Origin of the sequence: Paenibacillus sp. FSL P4-0081 (assembly GCF_000758565.1) — a bacterium.
Taxonomy (GTDB): domain Bacteria; phylum Bacillota; class Bacilli; order Paenibacillales; family Paenibacillaceae; genus Paenibacillus_AQ; species Paenibacillus_AQ phytohabitans.
Genome location: NZ_CP009280.1, coordinates 5,350,180 through 5,368,536, shown reverse-complemented (window position 1 = coordinate 5,368,536; position 18,357 = coordinate 5,350,180). Strand labels below are relative to the sequence as shown.

The 18,357-nt window shown below is 53.0% G+C and carries 11 protein-coding genes, 1 pseudogene and 1 riboswitch; of the genes and pseudogenes, 9 read left to right on the top strand and 3 right to left on the bottom strand.

The annotated features are described in order from the left end of the window. Positions 1-42 precede the first annotated feature (42 nt). Together P40081_RS23095 and P40081_RS23090 are read left to right on the top strand one after the other, a co-directional pair. Positions 43-1,200, top strand: coding sequence for an AI-2E family transporter (locus P40081_RS23095; RefSeq protein ID WP_039301649.1), 1,158 nt, complete (start codon positions 43-45; stop codon positions 1,198-1,200). Positions 1,201-1,219: 19 nt separating this feature from the next. After that, positions 1,220-2,728, top strand: a complete 1,509-nt coding sequence (locus tag P40081_RS23090; RefSeq protein ID WP_042138664.1) for a carboxylesterase/lipase family protein — start codon at positions 1,220-1,222, stop codon at positions 2,726-2,728. Positions 2,729-2,944: 216 nt separating this feature from the next. On the opposite strand, the gene P40081_RS23085 is transcribed toward P40081_RS23090, so the two are convergent. Next, positions 2,945-4,123 (bottom strand): PstS family phosphate ABC transporter substrate-binding protein, encoded by a 1,179-nt coding sequence (locus P40081_RS23085; RefSeq protein ID WP_042138663.1) that lies wholly within the window; start codon positions 4,121-4,123, stop codon positions 2,945-2,947. 226 nt (positions 4,124-4,349) lie between these two features. Beyond that, positions 4,350-4,498: riboswitch (FMN riboswitch) on the top strand. A gap of 129 nt (positions 4,499-4,627) precedes the next feature. Between P40081_RS23085 and P40081_RS23080 the strand changes: the two genes are divergently transcribed. Continuing rightward, positions 4,628-5,599 (top strand): DMT family transporter, encoded by a 972-nt coding sequence (locus P40081_RS23080; RefSeq protein ID WP_042138662.1) that lies wholly within the window; start codon positions 4,628-4,630, stop codon positions 5,597-5,599. A 203-nt stretch (positions 5,600-5,802) separates the two neighbouring features. Here P40081_RS23080 and P40081_RS23075 read toward each other — a convergent pair whose 3' ends face one another. Continuing rightward, positions 5,803-6,978: a hypothetical protein gene (locus P40081_RS23075; RefSeq protein WP_042138661.1), complete on the bottom strand. Its 1,176-nt coding sequence runs from the start codon at positions 6,976-6,978 to the stop codon at positions 5,803-5,805. Between the two features lie 187 nt (positions 6,979-7,165). Between P40081_RS23075 and P40081_RS23070 the strand changes: the two genes are divergently transcribed. The 5 genes and pseudogenes from P40081_RS23070 (at position 7,166) to P40081_RS23050 (ending at position 13,262) form a co-directional block, all read left to right on the top strand. Then, positions 7,166-7,825 carry a stage V sporulation protein AA gene (locus P40081_RS23070; protein WP_042138660.1) on the top strand — a complete coding sequence of 220 codons (660 nt, stop codon included), beginning with the start codon at positions 7,166-7,168 and terminating at the stop codon, positions 7,823-7,825. 2 nt (positions 7,826-7,827) lie between these two features. Further along, positions 7,828-8,253, top strand: a complete 426-nt coding sequence (locus P40081_RS23065; RefSeq protein ID WP_042138659.1) for a stage V sporulation protein AB — start codon at positions 7,828-7,830, stop codon at positions 8,251-8,253. Between the two features lie 1,244 nt (positions 8,254-9,497). Next, positions 9,498-11,162: pseudogene (locus P40081_RS40110) on the top strand (spore germination protein); the annotation flags it as partial. A gap of 193 nt (positions 11,163-11,355) precedes the next feature. After that, a complete protein-coding gene (gene lysA, locus P40081_RS23055) occupies positions 11,356-12,690 on the top strand; it encodes a diaminopimelate decarboxylase (RefSeq protein WP_042138658.1) in 1,335 nt (444 codons plus the stop codon). 140 nt (positions 12,691-12,830) lie between these two features. Continuing rightward, a complete protein-coding gene (locus P40081_RS23050; protein ID WP_039301672.1) occupies positions 12,831-13,262 on the top strand; it encodes a peptidylprolyl isomerase in 432 nt (143 codons plus the stop codon). Positions 13,263-13,734: 472 nt separating this feature from the next. Here P40081_RS23050 and P40081_RS23045 read toward each other — a convergent pair whose 3' ends face one another. Further along, on the bottom strand, positions 13,735-14,496 hold the full coding sequence (locus P40081_RS23045) for a YwaF family protein (protein WP_156118671.1): 762 nt from the start codon (positions 14,494-14,496) through the stop codon (positions 13,735-13,737). Positions 14,497-14,771: 275 nt separating this feature from the next. Between P40081_RS23045 and P40081_RS23040 the strand changes: the two genes are divergently transcribed. After that, entirely contained in the window at positions 14,772-18,272 is a 3,501-nt protein-coding gene (locus P40081_RS23040) for an LPXTG cell wall anchor domain-containing protein (protein WP_042138657.1), read from the top strand. Positions 18,273-18,357: the final 85 nt, after the last annotated feature.

The following is an 18,357-nucleotide window of genomic DNA, read 5'->3' as shown; positions in this document are numbered from 1 at the left end:
CACACTTATATCGTAAGTGTTGCAGCAGGGGGGCGGCAGTATATGGATAGACGTCAGGTCTGGCCGGATAAATTCAAAAAGTTTTTTCTGAATAACAAGTTTGTCGTGGGGCTTTTAATTGCGTTACTGATTGGTGTTACCGTGCTCGTATTCTCCAAGATTCCGTTTATATTCAAACCGTTGTCAGTGCTTCTGCATACAGTGGCAGCGCCGCTGCTTCTCTCGGGAGTTGCTTACTACCTGCTGAATCCGCTGGTTGACCGCCTGGAGCGGAGAAGCAAGGTGAAGCGCGCTTACGGAATTGTTACGATGTACCTCGTAATAGCCGGAATTATTACACTGATCCTGCTGATGGTTATTCCGATTATCCGTACCCAGCTGATGGGGCTGATTGACAACTTCCCGATATACAGCGCGCAGATTCAGGAGGAATTCTTACATCTGACGGGCAGTGAATTTTTCGGAAAGATTCAGGAAAGTGTGGGTACGGATCTCAGTGATATCACCGGCAAGGTGACTACCTGGGGCACCTCGTTCATCAATAATGCCGCCAGTGGCGTAGGCAGCTTTGTAGGCACTTTGACAGAGATTGTTCTGGCAGTGGTGACTACGCCGTTCATTCTGTTCTATCTGCTGCGCGATGGCAAAAGACTGCCCGACTACCTGATGCGGTTCATTCCTACTGCACTGCAGCCGCAGTCCCGGATGGTCATGCAGGAAATGAACAGTCAGGTGGCATCCTACATCCGCGGGCAGATTATTGTCAGCTGCTGTATCGGCGCATTGCTCTATATTGGTTATCTGATCATCGGGCTTGAGTATTCCCTGGTACTTGCTATCGTTGCCGCTTGTACTGCGGTAGTCCCTTATCTGGGACCGGCGATCGCGATTACGCCAGCACTGGTGGTAGCCATGGTAACCTCGCCGTTTATGCTGCTCAAGATGGTGATTGTCTGGACTGCCGTCCAGCTGATCGAAGGGAAGTTTATCTCTCCGCAGATCATGGGTAAAACGCTGAAGATTCATCCGATCACGATTATTTTTGTGATTATTTTTGCCGGTAAAATGTTCGGGGTACTGGGCATCATTCTCGCGGTACCGGGTTACGCCGTACTCAAAGTAGTGGTTACCCATATCTTTCAGTGGTTCCGTTTCCGCTCCGGACTCTATAAAGTGATTGAAGAAAAAGCTGAGGAATAAAGCGAAAAGGATGAGTGTAATGACAGGACAACTAGTGACTACAGCCTATGGGCAACTGCAGGGAGAAGATAGCGGCGGAGTGAATGTCTGGCGCGGAATCCCGTTTGCTGCCCCTCCTGTCGGAGAGCTGCGCTTTCGTGCTCCGCAGCCGCCTGAGCCCTGGAATGCTGTAAGGGAGGCGAAGGAATTCGGCCCGGTCAGCCTTCAGCCGGTAAGTACCAGCGGTACGCGCTTTGGCGGCAGCAATCCGGTGTACTCTGAAGATTGCCTGTACCTGAATGTCTGGTCACCTGCAGCAGCGCAGGAGGATGCCCTGCCGGTCATGGTCTGGCAGGAGGATGCCCTGCCGGTCATGGTCTGGATTCATGGGGGCACCTTTGTAACCGGTGCCGGCAGCCAGCCGATGTTTGACGGTGCCAACATGGCGGCAAGCGGCCGGGTTGTGCTTGTTACAGTGAATTACCGGCTCGGTCCGCTAGGATTCATGCATCTGTCCCCGCTGGGTACGGGACTTGGCTCCAATCTTGGATTGCTGGACCAGATTGCCGCACTGGAATGGGTACAGGAGAATATCGCCGCATTTGGCGGTGATCCCGGGAATGTTACGGTGTTCGGGGAATCGGCGGGCAGCATGAGCATTGCCGCGCTGCTGGCGATGCCGGCGGCCAAGGGGCTGTTCTCGCGTGCGATTATGGAGAGCGGTGCGGGGCAGAGCCTGAGCGGTCAGCAGGGGGAACAGATTGCGGCAGCCTTCCTGGCAGAGCTCGGTCTTCAGCCCGGCGGTGACACGCAGCTGCTGCATACACTGCCCGCGCTGCAGATCATGGAAGCGGCCGGACGGATGGCGTACAAGCTGTCCGGGAATTCGCTGAGCATGTATTTCCAGCCGGTTATTGAGCCGCTGACCTTGCCGGTAGAACCGGCGCAGGCGGTACGCGAAGGAGCGGCAAGCGGCATCCCGCTGCTGATCGGGACGAATCTCCATGAAGGCAATCTGTTCTTCCGTGAAGGGCAGGCAGGCGAAAGCTTCGACCGTTCACTCAAGTCGCTGGAGCTGCTGATGGGCATCGAAGACCTCTCAGAGCTGACCTCCGATTACAGCAAAACCTGGGAAGGGCAAGCCGAAGTTCTGACCGATCTGTTCTTCTGGGCCAGCTCCATTTCGTTCGCGGAAAAGCAGCTGGATCACGCGCCGGTCTGGATGTACCGGTTCGACTGGACCGTCACCGGCCATCCGCTGCTGGAGAAGGCCATACACGGAGCGGAGATTCTCTACGTGTTCAACAACCTGCCGCTGCTGAAGCAATACGGACTGACGGTAACCCCTGAGATGGCAGGGGTGGCCGAAGCGATGCAGAGAGCCTGGACAGCCTTTGCCCACTGTGGAGATCCGTCTGCACCGGAACTTGCGTGGCCGCAGTACACACCTGAGCAGCGTGTTACGCTGCTGTTCGATCAGGTCTCGCGTGTAGTGAACGATCCGGACGGAGAGAAGCGCAGACGGATTTTTGAGCATTACGCAGGGTGAACGCGGCTTTTGATTTCAAGAAGGCGTGACATACCGGAATGAGGGGCAGAAGTGCCCCTCATTCCGCAGAATTGGCCTAACTACGGCAAACTTTATTGATCATGAAAAAAGCAGCAGCCCTTACCGGAGAGTCTGATTCTCCGGCATGAGGGCTGCTGCTTTTTAGGTTGAGTCTCACCGCAAGCCACCGAATAATGAATGTGCAGCCCGCAAAAGTTAGTTCACCGGGGTATAACCCGTTTTCTCGACCAGCTCCTGTCCCTCCGGGGACAGAATCCACTCCAGAAATGGCTCAATATTGGGGTTGGTGCTTCCCGCAGTTACCGCGTAGAATTCTGCTGCGAAGGGGTATGCCCCGCTGCGGATGCTCTCCTTGGCGGGAGGCACACCCCCGATCTCCAGCAGCTTAATCTCATCGCTGGCGTTCATCTCTGAGGCGTAGAACAGGAAGCTGAAGCCGAGTGCATTATTGTAATTGCGGTAGCTGGCGGTCAGGCTGATAATCCCGCTCATGACGTCTGCAACATTCTCCTTCGGGGGGCTCATCAGCGTCCGGTCCTCCATGAGTTTCTCAAGCATGGTCTGGCTGCCGCTGTTCTCGTCCCGTTGAAACGCCCGGATGGATGCTTTCTTGCCGCCGACCTGCTTCCAATTCGTCAGTGTGCCGGAATAGATATCCTTCACTTGCTCAGTGGTCAGTCCATTAACCGGATTGCGCTTGTTGACAAAGAAGACGAATGCTTCGCGTCCTATAGGGGTAAGCTTCAGCTCACGGCCTGCCAGCTTCGCCTGCTTGGTCTGGGCAAGTGAGGGGCCCGCAGCAAAGATGATATCCGCATCTCCTTTAATCAGCCGTTTGTAGGCTTCGGAGGTGGTGGTACATAACACGAGATCATTACCGACCTCGTAAATGCTGTGATTATACGTATCCGGCGGATACACGGCTTGGGCAAAGGCGGAATACAACGGGTAAAGCGCAGTTGCGCCGTCCAGCCGGGGCATTTGTTCCTGAATATAATAGGCTGCCTTATGATCCAGGCTGGCGGCTTTGGTATTTACTTCAAAAGGTGCGTACTGGAACAGATTGACCTCCTGCTCCCTTACTTCGGCAAGACTGTTCACATAAGCCTGCCTGATCTCATGACCGGCTGCGCTCAGCAGGCAGATTCCGGCAAAAGCCGCGAGCGCAATCAGGCGGAACCGTTTGCTGAAGAGTTCAAAGATAAAGATTACAGCGAATACTGCAAGTCCGGCCGAAGCGGCGAGGACGAGCGGTGCATAGAACAGCAGGCCTCCGGTAAATGTAGCCATGATATAAGCAATGAAGCCTATGATTGTGATGACGGCTAAGGCAAGGATAGAGAATAACAGCTTGGTTTCAAATGATCTTTTCACAGCGGCCTCCGTTAGGGTTACTATAATATGGATAAAAAGTGTATTCGTATCTTATTCTATAATAAGGCTCCGTTTCTGCCAAACTATGCAGTTCGTGTAATTACGAAATGATGCATTTTCTCATAAAAATGATCGTACGATGAAAAAATGCGTATATTTTCATAAAAAGGCTAGACGAATTCATGAAACGGAGTTATCCTGAGATTGTGAAAAAAATAACAGAATACAAGATTCTCGGGGTAAGGTGAAATTCCTGACCGGCGGTGATGTTCCAAGTGAGCTAAGCCCGCGACTCGTTACTCTTTTACTAGGGAAAGCGACTGATCTGGTGACAATCCAGAGCCGACGGTAAAGTCCGGATGGGAGAGGATCATAAGGTAAAGGCAGCGGGTGTATTCCCTGATGTCTTTATTGATAATGGCCCCCGGTGTTTGCCCTGTTTACAGGTGACGCGGGGGCTTTTGGTCTCTTATCGAGGGTTTGTATCGACAAGGAGAATGAATGATGAGTAATGTATCTGCTTCATCTCAAGGAGTCCGTACCGCACCGCTGCGCAGCGGATTCTGGCTGGTAGTTCTGGGGGCAGCCCTATGGGGTGTTGACCCGCTGTTCCGTATTATCCTGCTGAAATCCCTGACCTCTTCACAGATTGTCCTGCTGGAGCATGTTGTGCTCTTCCTGGTTGCTGCACCTGTAATGTGGCGCCAGCGCGCCGAACTGAAGGGGATCCGCCTTCGTCAAGCCGGGGCCCTGCTGGTTGTGTCATGGGGAGGTTCGGCCATAGCTACAATCCTGTTCACCAAAGCATTGTCCAGCGGAGATTTCAATGCTGTACTGCTGCTGCAAAAGCTGCAGCCGCTCTTCGCCATTGGTCTCGCCGCTGTTATCCTTAAAGAACGCCTGCCTAAGAATTTCGCACCGCTTATCATTGTTGCACTATTAGGCACTTACCTGCTTACCTTTGGCTGGACGATTCCATTCGGCCATGTGAACAGCTTCATGGGTGTAGGCAGTCTAATGGCGCTGGGCGCCGCCGCATTATGGGGCGGGTCGACTGTCATGGGCCGCTATCTGCTGGGTTCCATGAAATATGAAACTGTAACTTCCCTGCGCTTTATTCTGGCTTTGCCGCTTTTATTCGTGATCACCAGCATGGAGGGAGCCCCGTGGCAGATTACCGGCGGAATCAGCGGTTCGGCCGCTGTTGCCATTAATCTCCTGCTGCAGGCTCTGCTGCCCGGATTGCTCAGCATGCTGCTCTATTACAAGGGCCTGAACACAACCAAGGCTTCTGTAGCCACGCTGGCTGAACTCAGCTTCCCGATGACAGGGATTCTGATTAACTGGATTGTATATCACCAGCTTGTGACTCTGCCGCAAATTATCGGCTTTGCGCTGATCTGGACGGCGCTGTTCTTTATTTCGAGCCAGCAGAGCCGTCAGGGACATCAGGCTGAGCTTATCAAACAGAATTAACAACTATTACCGCAGCCTGAGGGGACGACCCCAGGGTTACGGTATCACCAAAAGAGGATGTTCCCGCGAGCCGCAATGGCCCGGGACATCCTCTTTATTTTTTGTAGGGCTGATGACTCAAATGTGCGAGTGAACCGGACTTAGTCCGTTTGGCCGGCTCCCCCTGTCCGGCATCCGGAGAGGGGCTCGTCCTGCTGCCGTTATTACTGCTGCAGGTATGGAGTTATTACGATGGTGTTATAACCCAGCTGCTTCAGCTGTGCCTGCGAGATGTACAGCCTGTTTCCGGAATTGAAGCTGTTCGCAGGGGTAAGCTTTACACTCTTGCTGGCGCTTGTAATCTCAAAGCTGTAACCGGCAGAGGGGGCGTTTAAGTGGCCCCGGTCCTCAGATTCAATGCTCCACCCGAACGCGGCAGCGAGCGGCTTCACCGGAATCCAGTCTTGTCCCTCCCTGGAGAATACGGTAGATACATCGGCGTTCTGTCCGTCCAGGCTGACACTGTATTCGTATGTCATGGAGACAGGAATCTCGATGACCGGCAGGTTTTTCAGCACGGTATCCCGCGGCAGCGCTGCTTCCGGTCTGGAGGAGGGGGAAGCGGGAAACAGTGCTTCGAGTTCGCTATAGTCAGTGATCAGCCGTGACGTCCCGCTCTTCAGGTTATATACCCATGGCAGGCGCTGCGGCTCATTTTTCACATAATATATGATTCCTTTGCTAAAGTTCCGGTTATACATGCTGCCCTTCAGCAGTTCGTGCCGTTCCCCGGTGGACGGATCATAAGTACTGATCACATTCTGTTTAGCAGCTTCATTGTACCCGCTCTCCAGCAGCGTGTGCTGGTTCAGCCAATAGGCGCTGTAGTATCTCTGAGTGGAATAATATACCGAGACGGCACCTGTCTTCATGTTTTTAAGATAATAGTCATGGTATTTGCCGACATACCCGCTGCCCATCGGAGAATTTGGCATCAAGAGGTAACGTGAGCGCTCCAGATATCCCCAAAGCCCGTCCGGAGACAGAGTATAAGCGGTTTTGCGCAGGATGGATTGACTCCGGGTATCGTACACATAACTTTGCTCCGGATCATCAGTTCCCGTTAACTTCAGGTCATCACCGCCATAATTCCGGAAATAATGAAAAGGCTCCTGCCATTTGGCGTAGGTTCCGTCCGGTTGTCTGGCAATGACGGCATCGACAAACTGGTTTCCGTCCAATTGGCCCGCCGAATAGAGCTGGACGCCGCTGGTTTTGCTGATATACGAATCATAATAGTTAATTTCTTCTGCGGCATGTGCTGTAAGCGGAGCAGTGAATGCCAGTAAAATAGATGCGCTTATAGCCAGATGTAATGATTGATGCAGCACTCTTTTCATAACCTTCCATCCTCTCTATGTAAATAACTGTTAATATAGACGGCCGTAGTAACGAAAGGTTTCGGATGCCCGGCTCAATAAATATGAATTACAGGGTTAAAGAGTAAAAATAAACCTTTTCTCCCATACTACCGTTATTCTTGCATCTTCAGCTGCTTCACACTACAACCTTAGGAGGCCACCGCCAATGGACAATCCTCACCCGGCTCCCGCCATTTATATACAGCTCAAAAACCGGGTAACCGTGCCCAAAGGCAAAGGTGTGATGCTGCGCGATGTAGCTTTTCTGATCACCGAGCCGGAGTGGCGGGAGCCGCTGTATTCACTGCTGCTGCTTCAGCCGGAGCAAAGTGACGGCAATCTGATTCTGATTGATCTGCTGACGGTGATTCCCCGGATTCATGAGCTGCTTCCGCATGCGGATATCCAGCCGATTGGCGAAGGGCGGACGATTGTGCAGATTGAAGGCCCGGCAACGGCAAACAAACCTTCCATAGCTTTGTTTGTGCTGGTATGGCTGCTGTTGTTCTTCGGCTCGGCGCTGACGATCATGAATTTCCATGCCGATGTCAGCATGCAGGAGGTGCAGATCCGGATTGTCGAGATGCTGACCGGCCGCAGGGATGAGCATCCGTATGTATTCCAGATCGCTTATTCGCTGGGCATCGGGCTGGGAATGGTGATTTTTTTCAACCATTTGTTCAAAAAGAAATGGAACGAGGAGCCGACACCGCTCGAAGTGGAGATGTTCCTGTATCAGAAAAATATCGACCACTATGTCGTCAACGAGGAATACAGCAAAATGAAACGCCGCGGAGATGATACATCGGGACGTAGGAGGGAGTGAGCATGACTGCACAAATTTCACTCGGACTTAACCTGCTGCTCGGCATTGCCGGAGGAATCGCTGTCGGCGGCGGGGTAATCGCTCTTTTTATAGTGCTTGATATGGTGCCCCGGCTGGCGCAGCTGACCTCCTCCTACAATAAAGTGCACTGGTATGAAGGGGCCATGGTCGGGGGTTCGCTGCTGGGCACGATGAGTGATTTCTGGAACTGGAAAATAACCGCAGGCCCGCTGATAGAGCTGGGGGTCGGACTGTTCGACGGAGTATTCATCGGTATGCTGGCCGCTGCGCTGACGGAGGTACTGAACGTACTGCCGATTCTGGCCAAAAGACTGCATATGACACATATGTTGTTCGGGCTGCTGATGGCTATGGTATGCGGTAAAGTGGCAGGTTCATTGTTCGACTGGTTTGTATACCGACAGTAAAAGGAGGCTACGGGGTGGTTAGGTATATTCACAGCGGTGATCAGGTGGAAGCGGATAAAAAGCATGGCAAGCCGGAGCAGCAAAAGCCGCCGCAGCATGAAGGACAGGCTGCACAGCAAAGTGTTGCAGACGGGGGCCAACGGCAGGATGAAGGGTTAGCTGCACAGCGGGATGGTGCTGACAAAGGTCAACCGCAGGGTGAAGCGCAGGCTGCACAGCAGAATGGGGCTGATAGAGCCACGCCGCAGCAAGAAGGACAAGCTGTACATCAGGCTGATGCAGGCGGGGGACAACCGCAGGAGACGGAGGTTTCAGGTGAGCTGGGAGCTGTTACCCGGCCTATAGAGGGCGGTGCGGAAATTCGTTCCGGCATGGATGCGGGTCCGGGCGCAGAAGGCAGGCCCTCTGAGGCAGAGCCTGCCGGTAGTATAGCAGCGGAAGGCCGTGAAGCAGGAGACGCAGCGGATAGCGCGGCTGCAGGCAGCACAGCGGCGGACAGCCTTGAAACAGGAGGTGCAGCAGATAACGAAGCTTCCGGCAGCACCTCGAAGGACAGCAGCGCAGCCGGAGACGATTCGGATAGCCAGGAGTCCGGCGGCGGCGTCAAAGGATTTTTGAGCAGCTTGTTTGGAGATGATGCCGGACCGGGACAGGGAGCCGGAGCAGACTCCGGTGACGGACAGAATCAGGATGCTGAAGCTGCGGACGAGCTTGGCCAGCCGCAGGGAGATTCCGCCTCAGCTGGACAAGGAGATAAAGCTGCAAGCGGAGCAGAATCTGGTGAGGATAGCGGAGCGGAGTCCGGTGCGGATATCGGAGTGGATTCCGGAGCAACCGGTTACGGGGACCACGATTTACAGGCTTCCGATGGAGCCGGTACACCGGATCAGGAGGGCCCGGCCAAACCTGATCAAGGCACCCCGGATACAGAGAAGATTACCGCCCAGGGAGCAAGTGGCGGCGATGAGGACAAGCAGGAAGCCGAGGGACCCGCTGCAGACGATGGTGCAGGCACCGCTTCAGCATCCGGCGAAGACAACCCGCCAGCTCCGGCTTCGGGCAGCCAGTCACAGGATACAGAGACATCAGACGAACTGGGTGCGGAGACACCGCAGAAGAGCCACAAAGGATTTTTTGCCAGATTATTCGGAGATGATGAAGAGCCTGAGGAAGATGAGCAGAACGCTTCTGGTGCGGATAAGGGTGAAGAGGGACCGTCCAGGCAGGCGCAGAGCGGGGGGGCCTCAAGTAATGACACAGACAAATCTGGAGCCCCTCAGAAGGCTGGGGATCAGTCCGGCAACAAGGCTAAGAAAGCCAAGTCCAGTCAAGGGGCGGACTCCGCCGGCAAGCCCAAAGATCTGCTGCAGCAGAAACGCGACAATGAACGTTCTGACTCTCTGGAGGAGTCTATTAAGTACTGGCAAGGCAATGATAAGGTATCGACCAACCTGGAGGATACCAAAAAAACCCTGACCGAAGTCATGGGCCTGGGTTCATCCTTTGATATCGTCTTCAGGGAAATGTCCTTTGGGGGCCGGCGCGTCGCGCTGCTCTGCATCAGCGGGTTCGCCAAGGATACCATTATTGACGAAATTCTGAAGCGTCTGACCTATCTGACCCCGGACAATATATCTACCGATGTATTCGCCAGCTTCATGAGCGAATATATTCCCCATGTCCAGGTAGAGAAGGGCGAGCTGCTCAGCGAGAGCATCAATAAAGTCTTGTCAGGCATGAGCGTATTCTTCATCGAGGGCGAAAGCCAGGTTATTATCATGGATACCCGTTCGTATCCTTCGCGCAGCCCGGATGAGCCTTCGATTGAACGGGTCGTCCGCGGAGCGCGCGACGGCTTCACAGAGACGCTGCTGAGCAACGTGGCTCTGGTCAGAAGACGGATACGCGACCCGGGGCTGAAATACGAGATGCATCAGATCGGACGCCGGACCCGGACCGATGTCTGCGTGGCCTATATTGACGATATCGTCGACAAGACTCAGGTGCAGGCCGTTACCGATAAGCTGAAAAGCGTCGATATCGACGGGATTCCCCTTGCTGACAAACAGCTCGAGGAGGCCATTGTCGGCGGCGGATGGAACCCGTATCCGCTGGTGCGGTACTCGGAGCGGCCGGATATTGTGGCCTCCCATCTGCTGGAGGGCAGAGTGGTAGTCTTCGTCGATACCTCGCCGAGTGTCATGGTTCTGCCGACAACATTCTTTGATCTCTGCCAGCATGCGGAAGAGAACCGCCAGACGCCTTTTATGGGAAGCTATCTGCGCTGGGTGCGCTTCATTGGGATCTTTGCCTCGATGTTCCTGCTGCCGCTGTGGATGCTGCTGGTCCTTCATCCGGAGCTGAAGCCGGCCATGCTGGAATTTATCGGTCCGCAAAAGACGGCGAAAATCCCGCTTATCGCCCAATTCCTAATCGTCGAATTAGGAGTGGATCTTCTGCGGATGGCCGCCGTCCATACCCCGACACCGCTCGGCTCGGCGATGGGTCTGATTGCTGCGATACTGGTAGGTGACATCGCCGTGCAGACCGGTCTTTTTGTCAACGAGGTGGTGCTCTACATGGCAGTGGCCTCCATCGGGATGTTCGCAACGCCGAGCTATGAGCTGGGGCTGGCCAACCGGATTGTCAGGCTTGCGCTTCTGCTGGCGGTGGCCGCGTTCCAGATTCCCGGCTTCATGATCGGGACAACGCTGCTGGTGGTGCTCTTGACTACACACCGTTCCTACAATTCTTCGTATTTGTGGCCGTTTATACCGTTTAATGCAAAAGCAATGGGTGAAATCCTCCTGCGCCAGCCGGTACTCAGCTCCAAAACAAGGCCTTCCTTCAACAAAACACGGGATAATACCCGGATGCCGCCTAAGCAGGAGAAGGAACACAAATCGTAGGAAAATACAAATCAACTGCAAATTAGTCCATTCTATGGAGTTCCCTCTGTCTGCTATACTGAATACACTAAACAGCCCCGCAATAAAGTGGAATTCCTCTCCTGAGGCCACACTTTAAGGAACGCTGCGGGGTTCTGTAACATATACTAGACAGGGTGGAACAGATATTCCACAGAAATTGGAGGACTGCGCAATGTTTTTACACGGGACGAGCCGAATTAACGATGCAGGGCATTTGGAAATCGGCGGATGTGATGTGACAGAATTGAAAGCGGAGTATGGTACCCCGCTATATATAGTGGACGAGCAATTGGTCCGGCGCCGCTGCCGCGAGTACATGGACGCTTTTACAGCTTCCGGACTCGGTTTCCAGGTTGCTTACGCCAGTAAGGCTTTCTCAACGATGGCCATGTGCCGGTTGGCGGATGAGGAAGGACTCTCGCTGGATGTTGTTTCCGATGGTGAGCTGTATACCGCGCTGCAAGCCGGCTTCCCGGCAGAACGCATTCACTTCCACGGTAATAACAAGACTCCGGATGAGATTGAAATGGCGATCGATGCAGGCATCGGCTGCTTTGTAGTCGATAACCTGGTTGAACTCAGCCTGCTGCAGGCGATTGCTGCCCGCAAGGAAGTAACGGTTAATATTCTGCTCCGGGTTACTCCGGGCGTAGAAGCGCATGCCCACCATGCCTACGCATCGACCGGACAGACGGATTCCAAATTCGGCTTCGATATCGGCAACGGCTCCGCGCAGGAAGCGGTAAGACAGGCAGACGGCAAAGCCAATCTGAACCTGCTTGGCGTTCATTCCCATATCGGCTCGCAGATTTTTGAGACAGAGGGCTTCCAGCTTGCAGTTGAGCGGATCGCCGAGTTCACCCGCAAAGTGAAGGAAGAGCTGGCCATCAGCTTCCCGGTCGTCAATCTTGGCGGCGGATTCGGTATCCGTTATGTGGATGGAGATACTCCACTGCAGGTTTCCGAGTATGTTGCAGCTATTACGGATGCAGTGAAGACGCATTTCGCCGGTATCGGCGATGGGCTGCCGCAGATCTGGGTTGAGCCGGGCCGCAGTATCGTAGGTGATGCCGGTACGACCTTGTACACCGTAGGAACAAGCAAAGAAATTCCGGGTGTGCGCAAATATGTTGCCGTTGACGGCGGAATGACGGACAATCCGCGTCCGGCGCTGTATGAATCCAAGTACGAAGCCGTGCTCGCAAGCCGCGCGACTGAGCCTAACGAGGAGACCGTATCCATCGCCGGCAAATGCTGCGAGAGCGGGGATATGCTGATCTGGGATGTAGAGCTTCCGAAGGTAGAGAGCGGTGATCTGCTCGCTGTTGCCTGCACAGGAGCCTACAATTACTCCATGGCCAGCAACTATAACCGTATCCGCCGTCCGGCGGTAGTCTTCGTACAGAACGGCCAGAGCGATCTGGTGGTCCGCCGTGAATCGCATCAGGATATCGTCGCCAATGATATTGTGCCGGCACGTATTGCCAAACAGACCGTTACGAAATAAACCTTAACCGCTGCGCAGGCAGCGGGGCAGTCCTACAGGGCAGGCGGGGATCGTTCCCGCTTGCTTTGCTTTGTGCCCCGTTTCATAGTAAACTAATAAAAGTGTTCTATATTTGTCATTTCGAAAGGGGTCATTTACATATGGCTAAGCAAGCGAAAATTACACTCGAAAACGGCGGTGTCGTGCTGATCGACTTGTTCGAACAGGATGCGCCTAATACTGTAGCAAACTTTGAGAAACTGGCTAAAGACGGATTCTACAACGGACTGTTGTTCCACCGTGTAATTCCAGGTTTCGTAGCTCAAGGCGGCTGTCCTAACGGAACAGGCTCCGGCGGCCCTGGTTATACCATCAACTGCGAAATCAACCCGAACAAGCATGAGCGCGGCTCCCTGGCTATGGCCCATGCGGGTAAGAACACAGGCGGAAGCCAGTTCTACATCGCTTATGCTCCACAGCCTCACCTTGACGGAGTACACACTGTATTCGGTAAAGTGGTTGAAGGTATGGACCAAGTCGATGCTTTCAAAGGCCGCGACAAAATGGCTACCGTTGAAGTCGTAGAAGTATAATACAAGCATCGTCAAAAGGGGCTGTCTCACAGGAAGAATTTCTTCTGCATGGGCAGCCCCTTTTTTATGAAAGAGTTATATGTTGTAGAGACCCCGGAAAGTACGCAGACCGGGTCCATCATGGTCTATTGAATGTGCAAAAGAAACCTCACCTTGGTTAACAATGGATGGTCGCACTTCCATTTTGTCAAAGAGAGGTTTCTTTTTGATTTTTAAAAGATTGACACAATTCCCGCTTAAACAGCGGAGAGGACGGAACGATTGTGGAAAAGCGACAGCGGTCGCCTTGGTCTCCGGATTTTCACCGTTAAAGGGAATGAAAAAATCTGGAGAGCACAGCGATTGGAACAACGTTCCGTTCGCGGAGCGTCCCCCCAAGTGCTCACGTTAATCCTACTCCAAAATAAAGAGCTGTCCCAAGCAGCCATATCATGGCTTTTGGGACAGCCTCTTTTTTTGCCCATATTAGCCTTTACCTCATACTGGTCCAGCCTCTGCGGCCGCGCCGGGAGGCATACAGCTCCGGCAGCTTGAAGAAGATCAGGAACATCAGCAGGAAGATGACAAAGGCAAAGGCCTCTTCGACGAGCAGATAATACGGATAAGGGCCGAAATAATCAAGTACGGAGAACGTGCTGGGCTTGTGAGCCAGAAACATATAGTTGGAATCCAGCAGCATATCGGCGGCATAGACACATGCGGCGATAACATTCAGGCAGAGCATGGTGAAGAACAGTGAGCGCCAGGCAGGCTTGTAGCCTTCAATCCAGGTCATGTACAGGGATGCCAGAATAATCGACCCGTGGGCAATGAAGAATAGCAGGAAGCGGAAATGCGGAAACGGGTAGACCAGATTAGGCGTAAGCAGGGCGATGAATGCACCGCCGATCCCGGCAAAGTAGAGAAAAGAATACAGCAGCCTGCTGCGTGTAAGAAGCATGATCACCGACAAGAGCAGGGTAATACCGCATAGTTCAAGCGGCAGGGAGGAACTGCGGCTCCAGATATCCTGGGAGACATACCAGACATGGAGCCCGCCCTCGCAGGCGATCAGCAGCAGTGCCAGCAGAAGGCGGACACTGCGCCTCAGACCGGAATGTGTACGCAGGGCGAAACGTGATCCGTAGAGCAGCAGACAGCATAGGGCGACGATAGACAGGGCAATGAGATGCGGGGTTGAGAACATTGAGAAATCATGATTACGATGGCGGTCCCAAAAAAGATTAAGGTTCACTGTGCTCTCTCCTTGAATCCAGAAATAAATAAAAGAAAATAAAAGTTCATAATTTGAATATAACTGATTCTAAAGATCTACTCTTAGGTGATATAAGTATATATCGTTCGGGCTAGACAGAAAAGACAGGAGTATCGGTTTATTTACATAAGATGGACGCATATGCCCGTATACATAACGACCCATCAGGCGGAGTGTTTTTACCGGTGCGTTCGGCAGCCATCTTTTCTGCATGCTCGTTTCATATCAAACTTAAGAACGGGGGCTTCTGGGAAATGGTGAAAAAAAGAACAAGTCTGGCAATTGTAATAATCATGCTGTTTGTGCAGTATGCCTACGGACTGGGGTTCACCCAGCAGGTTAAAGCGGAGGGAATCGAGCAGGACAGAGACATAATTACCAGTGTATCAATGGCTGTGTATGGGCCGGACGGACAGACCGTAACAGGTAGTGTATATGATGTGGACTCTACTGTTACGCTGGATTATACCTGGTCGCTTCCCAACGGGCACGGATATACTCAGGGAGATAGCTTCACCTTCCAGCTTCCTGAACAATTCGAGCTGTTCAATGATATCCAGGGCGGTCTTGTGTCCGACGATGGAGATGTCGGGACGTTCACAGTGAGCCAGTCGACACATCAGATAGTCATGACCTTCAACGACTACATTGAGAGTCATGACAACGTACAAGGAACCCTGCGGATTAATACCAAATTCGATAAACAGGTGATAAGCGGCAGTACGGTTCAGCAGATTCTATTCCCCGTAAACGGCGGAATACAGACCATTAGCGTGGCATTTAAGCCATCCGTGGGTTCGACGATTGAGAAAAAAGGTGTGTCCAGCGGCTTCAATGCTGATCATATCTTCTGGACGGTGGATGTCAATAAGAAGCTGGAACCGGTCAGCAATGCGGTGGTGACAGACCCTGTTCCTGCGGGATTGTCGCTGGACAGCACGGTAACCCTTGCAGTGTACCAGCTGAATGTTCTGCTTGACGGTACAGTGACTCAAGGCCAGCTTTTAGACAGCAGCCAATATACCGCTGACGTTTCCGGCGGTGAACTTGTTCTCCGCTTCACAGACCCTGTAATCACAGGTGCGTACCGCATTGCCTATACAACACAGGTAGTCAGCGACAGTCTGACCAGCTTCACGAATACCGCTACCTTCACCGGTGATGGACGTGATCCGGTAAGCAGCTCGGCTACAGTCGTTATTGAACGCGGAGGAAGCATCAAGAAGAAGGCAGCCAGCTATGAGTGGGGGAAGCAGACCATCACCTGGGCTATTGAATACAACTACAATAAACGCACGATCTCTGCAGAGAATGCGGTGTTGACAGATGTATTCAATCAATCCCAGCAGCTGGTTGCAGACTCGCTGCGGATTTATCCGGTGACGCTGGATTCTGCAGGAGGAGCTACGAAAGGGACGGCTCTAACCGCAGGTGCAGACTATACAGTAACGCCGGTTGTTGAAGGCACAAACGCCGGATTCAAACTGGAGTTTGCAGATGCTGTGACCTCTGCATATCTGATCGAATATAAGACCACAGCAGTAGACCGCGTATTCAGCGATACCACTATTACCAACACTGTCTCAGACAGTACTTATAGCGATAAGGCTACACAGCTTATCCGGCCGGCCATCATTTATAAGAATTTGTCAGGAGTCAACTACGCCACCCATGTAACGGATTGGAAGATTACGCTGAACGGCGATAATTATCCGATGAGCCAGGTAGTGGTTACGGATAGTTTCCCGTACGGCGGCCAGAAGTTTATCGCGGGTTCACTGGTCGTACGCAATGAAGCCGGCACCGTGCTTAATGCTTCAGCGTATACACTGATTGCCGGTTCACCGGCACAGCCTAACGAAGGCTTCAAGGTGAAATTCAATTCACCGATCAGCGGCACATACACAATTAGTTATCAGACTGAATTCAGTAATGACTGGCTTACAGGTACTACAGATAATTTCATTAACGTAGCGCGGATTGACTGGAAGGACAGCGCGAATAACGCCCAATGGACAGAAGCCAGAGGGCAGTTCATTCCGGGTCCTGAGGTGAAGAACAACGGCTTCAAATCCGGGGCATATGATGCGTCTGCCAAAGAGATCACCTGGACAGTGGGCGTTAATTACAACAGTAAGGCTATTGCTGATCCCCGGGTAACAGACATACTTAACGCGGGACAGTCACTGGTGCCGGGTTCACTGAAAGTGTACCGGATGAATATTGCTCCCGGAGGGGCCCACAGCTTCGGCACCGAACTTGCCGGCAGCTCCTATAGCTACACTGTCGGAAGCGGGAATGAGCTTCAGGTGGATTTTGACAATGCGATCAATTCGCCTTACTATGTTGTATTCAAAACAAGCCTTGCAGGGCAGTTGATTGGTACCACAGTTGCTAACACAGCTAATCTGCTGGATGGCACCAAGAAGGTCTCAAAAGCTCTGAAGGCCTCGGTAGATATTCCGCATGGCGACGAATATGTATTCAAAGACGGCGTTCAGAACGGTGATAAGCTGCAGTGGACGATCGCTATTAACCGGGCACAGTCCCATGTGAAGGATGCCGTTATTACAGATGTGCCAAGTACCAATCAGATTCTGCTGCCGGACACGTTCCATCTGTACCGGACAGTTACAGCCGTGAATGGTGATGTAACGAAGAGCGGACCTGAGCTTGTAAAGGATACGGACTACACCTTGAATATCAGTGCTGATGCAGAGGGTAAGCAGACCTTCGTGCTTAGCTTCCTCCAGGATATCCATTCCGCATATGTGCTTGAATATCAATCACTGATCGTAGCGAATACGGGGGATAAGCTGGTCAATACCGTTAACTTCAGCGGTAATAATGTCGTACTGGTCAACAAGGATACCAGTAAAGAGATCATAGTCGGCGTATCCAGCGGCTCGGGAACAGGCAGCGGGGTCAGAGGAACGCTGAATGTCCACAAAATTGATGCAGGTGACAGCACCAAAGCACTTGCCGGTGCCACCTTTGAATTGTACCGCCTGAATGGCAGCGATCGTGTGCTTGTGAATACCCGGACTACGGATGCAGCGGGCAATGCAGTATTCAACAATATCTGGCTGGGCAGCTATGTCCTGATTGAAACTGCAGCACCGGCAGGTTATGTGTTAGATACAAGTGAGCATGCGGTCACCATCGGTTCATCCGCAGCAGTGAATCTGACCGTAGCGAATACTCCTGCGGAGCAGCCGACAGCCACGCCAACGCCAATACCGACGGCCACCATTGCGCCGACAGAAGCACCGACAGCCACACCGCTTCCAACGGTACCGCCTGTTGAGACAGCTGGGCCAACGGCTGCTCCAACGGCAACGAATGGACCGGAGGCGACGCCTAATCCTACAGCACCGCCAGTCACACCTGATATTACGCCGGTACCCACACCAGCGGGCACGGTGGTTCCGGGGATCATTATCGATGATCTGGAAATCCCGGCAGGTCCAGGCTTACCCGCAACAGCGCAGCCATCTGCGCCGGTAGCAGTGGTTACACCTGCACCAGTCACGCCGGCACCGGAAGTGCCGGTTGATGAGGACATTCCGCTCGGCGGTGTTGATATTGAAGATGAAGACATCCCGCAAGGGACGGTCACGGCAACAGACTCCGGCGGAACACTGCCGCAGACTGGAGAGAACAGCCCGCTGCCGATCTATATGGCAGGACTCGGTTTGATCCTGATCGGGTTCGTATTACACCGGGTGTTCAGACGGAACCGGAATCAGGGATAAACGGTAGTTAAACAGGACAGCTGATCATAGGATCAGCCTTCACCAAGAGCAGGCGGCAGAAAATAGCTGCCTGCTCTTTTTGCCG

Bases quoted from the DNA above. Each gene is read 5' to 3' on its own strand.
- P40081_RS23075 (WP_042138661.1), bottom strand. From the start codon at position 6,978: ATGAAAAGAGTGCTGCATCAATCATTACATCTGGCTATAAGCGCATCT.
- P40081_RS23080 (WP_042138662.1), top strand. From the start codon at position 4,628: ATGAGTAATGTATCTGCTTCATCTCAAGGAGTCCGTACCGCACCGCTG.
- P40081_RS23090 (WP_042138664.1), top strand. From the start codon at position 1,220: ATGACAGGACAACTAGTGACTACAGCCTATGGGCAACTGCAGGGAGAA.
- P40081_RS23065 (WP_042138659.1), top strand. From the start codon at position 7,828: ATGACTGCACAAATTTCACTCGGACTTAACCTGCTGCTCGGCATTGCC.
- P40081_RS23050 (WP_039301672.1), top strand. From the start codon at position 12,831: ATGGCTAAGCAAGCGAAAATTACACTCGAAAACGGCGGTGTCGTGCTG.
- P40081_RS23070 (WP_042138660.1), top strand. From the start codon at position 7,166: ATGGACAATCCTCACCCGGCTCCCGCCATTTATATACAGCTCAAAAAC.
- lysA (WP_042138658.1), top strand. From the start codon at position 11,356: ATGTTTTTACACGGGACGAGCCGAATTAACGATGCAGGGCATTTGGAA.
- P40081_RS23040 (WP_042138657.1), top strand. From the start codon at position 14,772: ATGGTGAAAAAAAGAACAAGTCTGGCAATTGTAATAATCATGCTGTTT.
- P40081_RS23095 (WP_039301649.1), top strand. From the start codon at position 43: ATGGATAGACGTCAGGTCTGGCCGGATAAATTCAAAAAGTTTTTTCTG.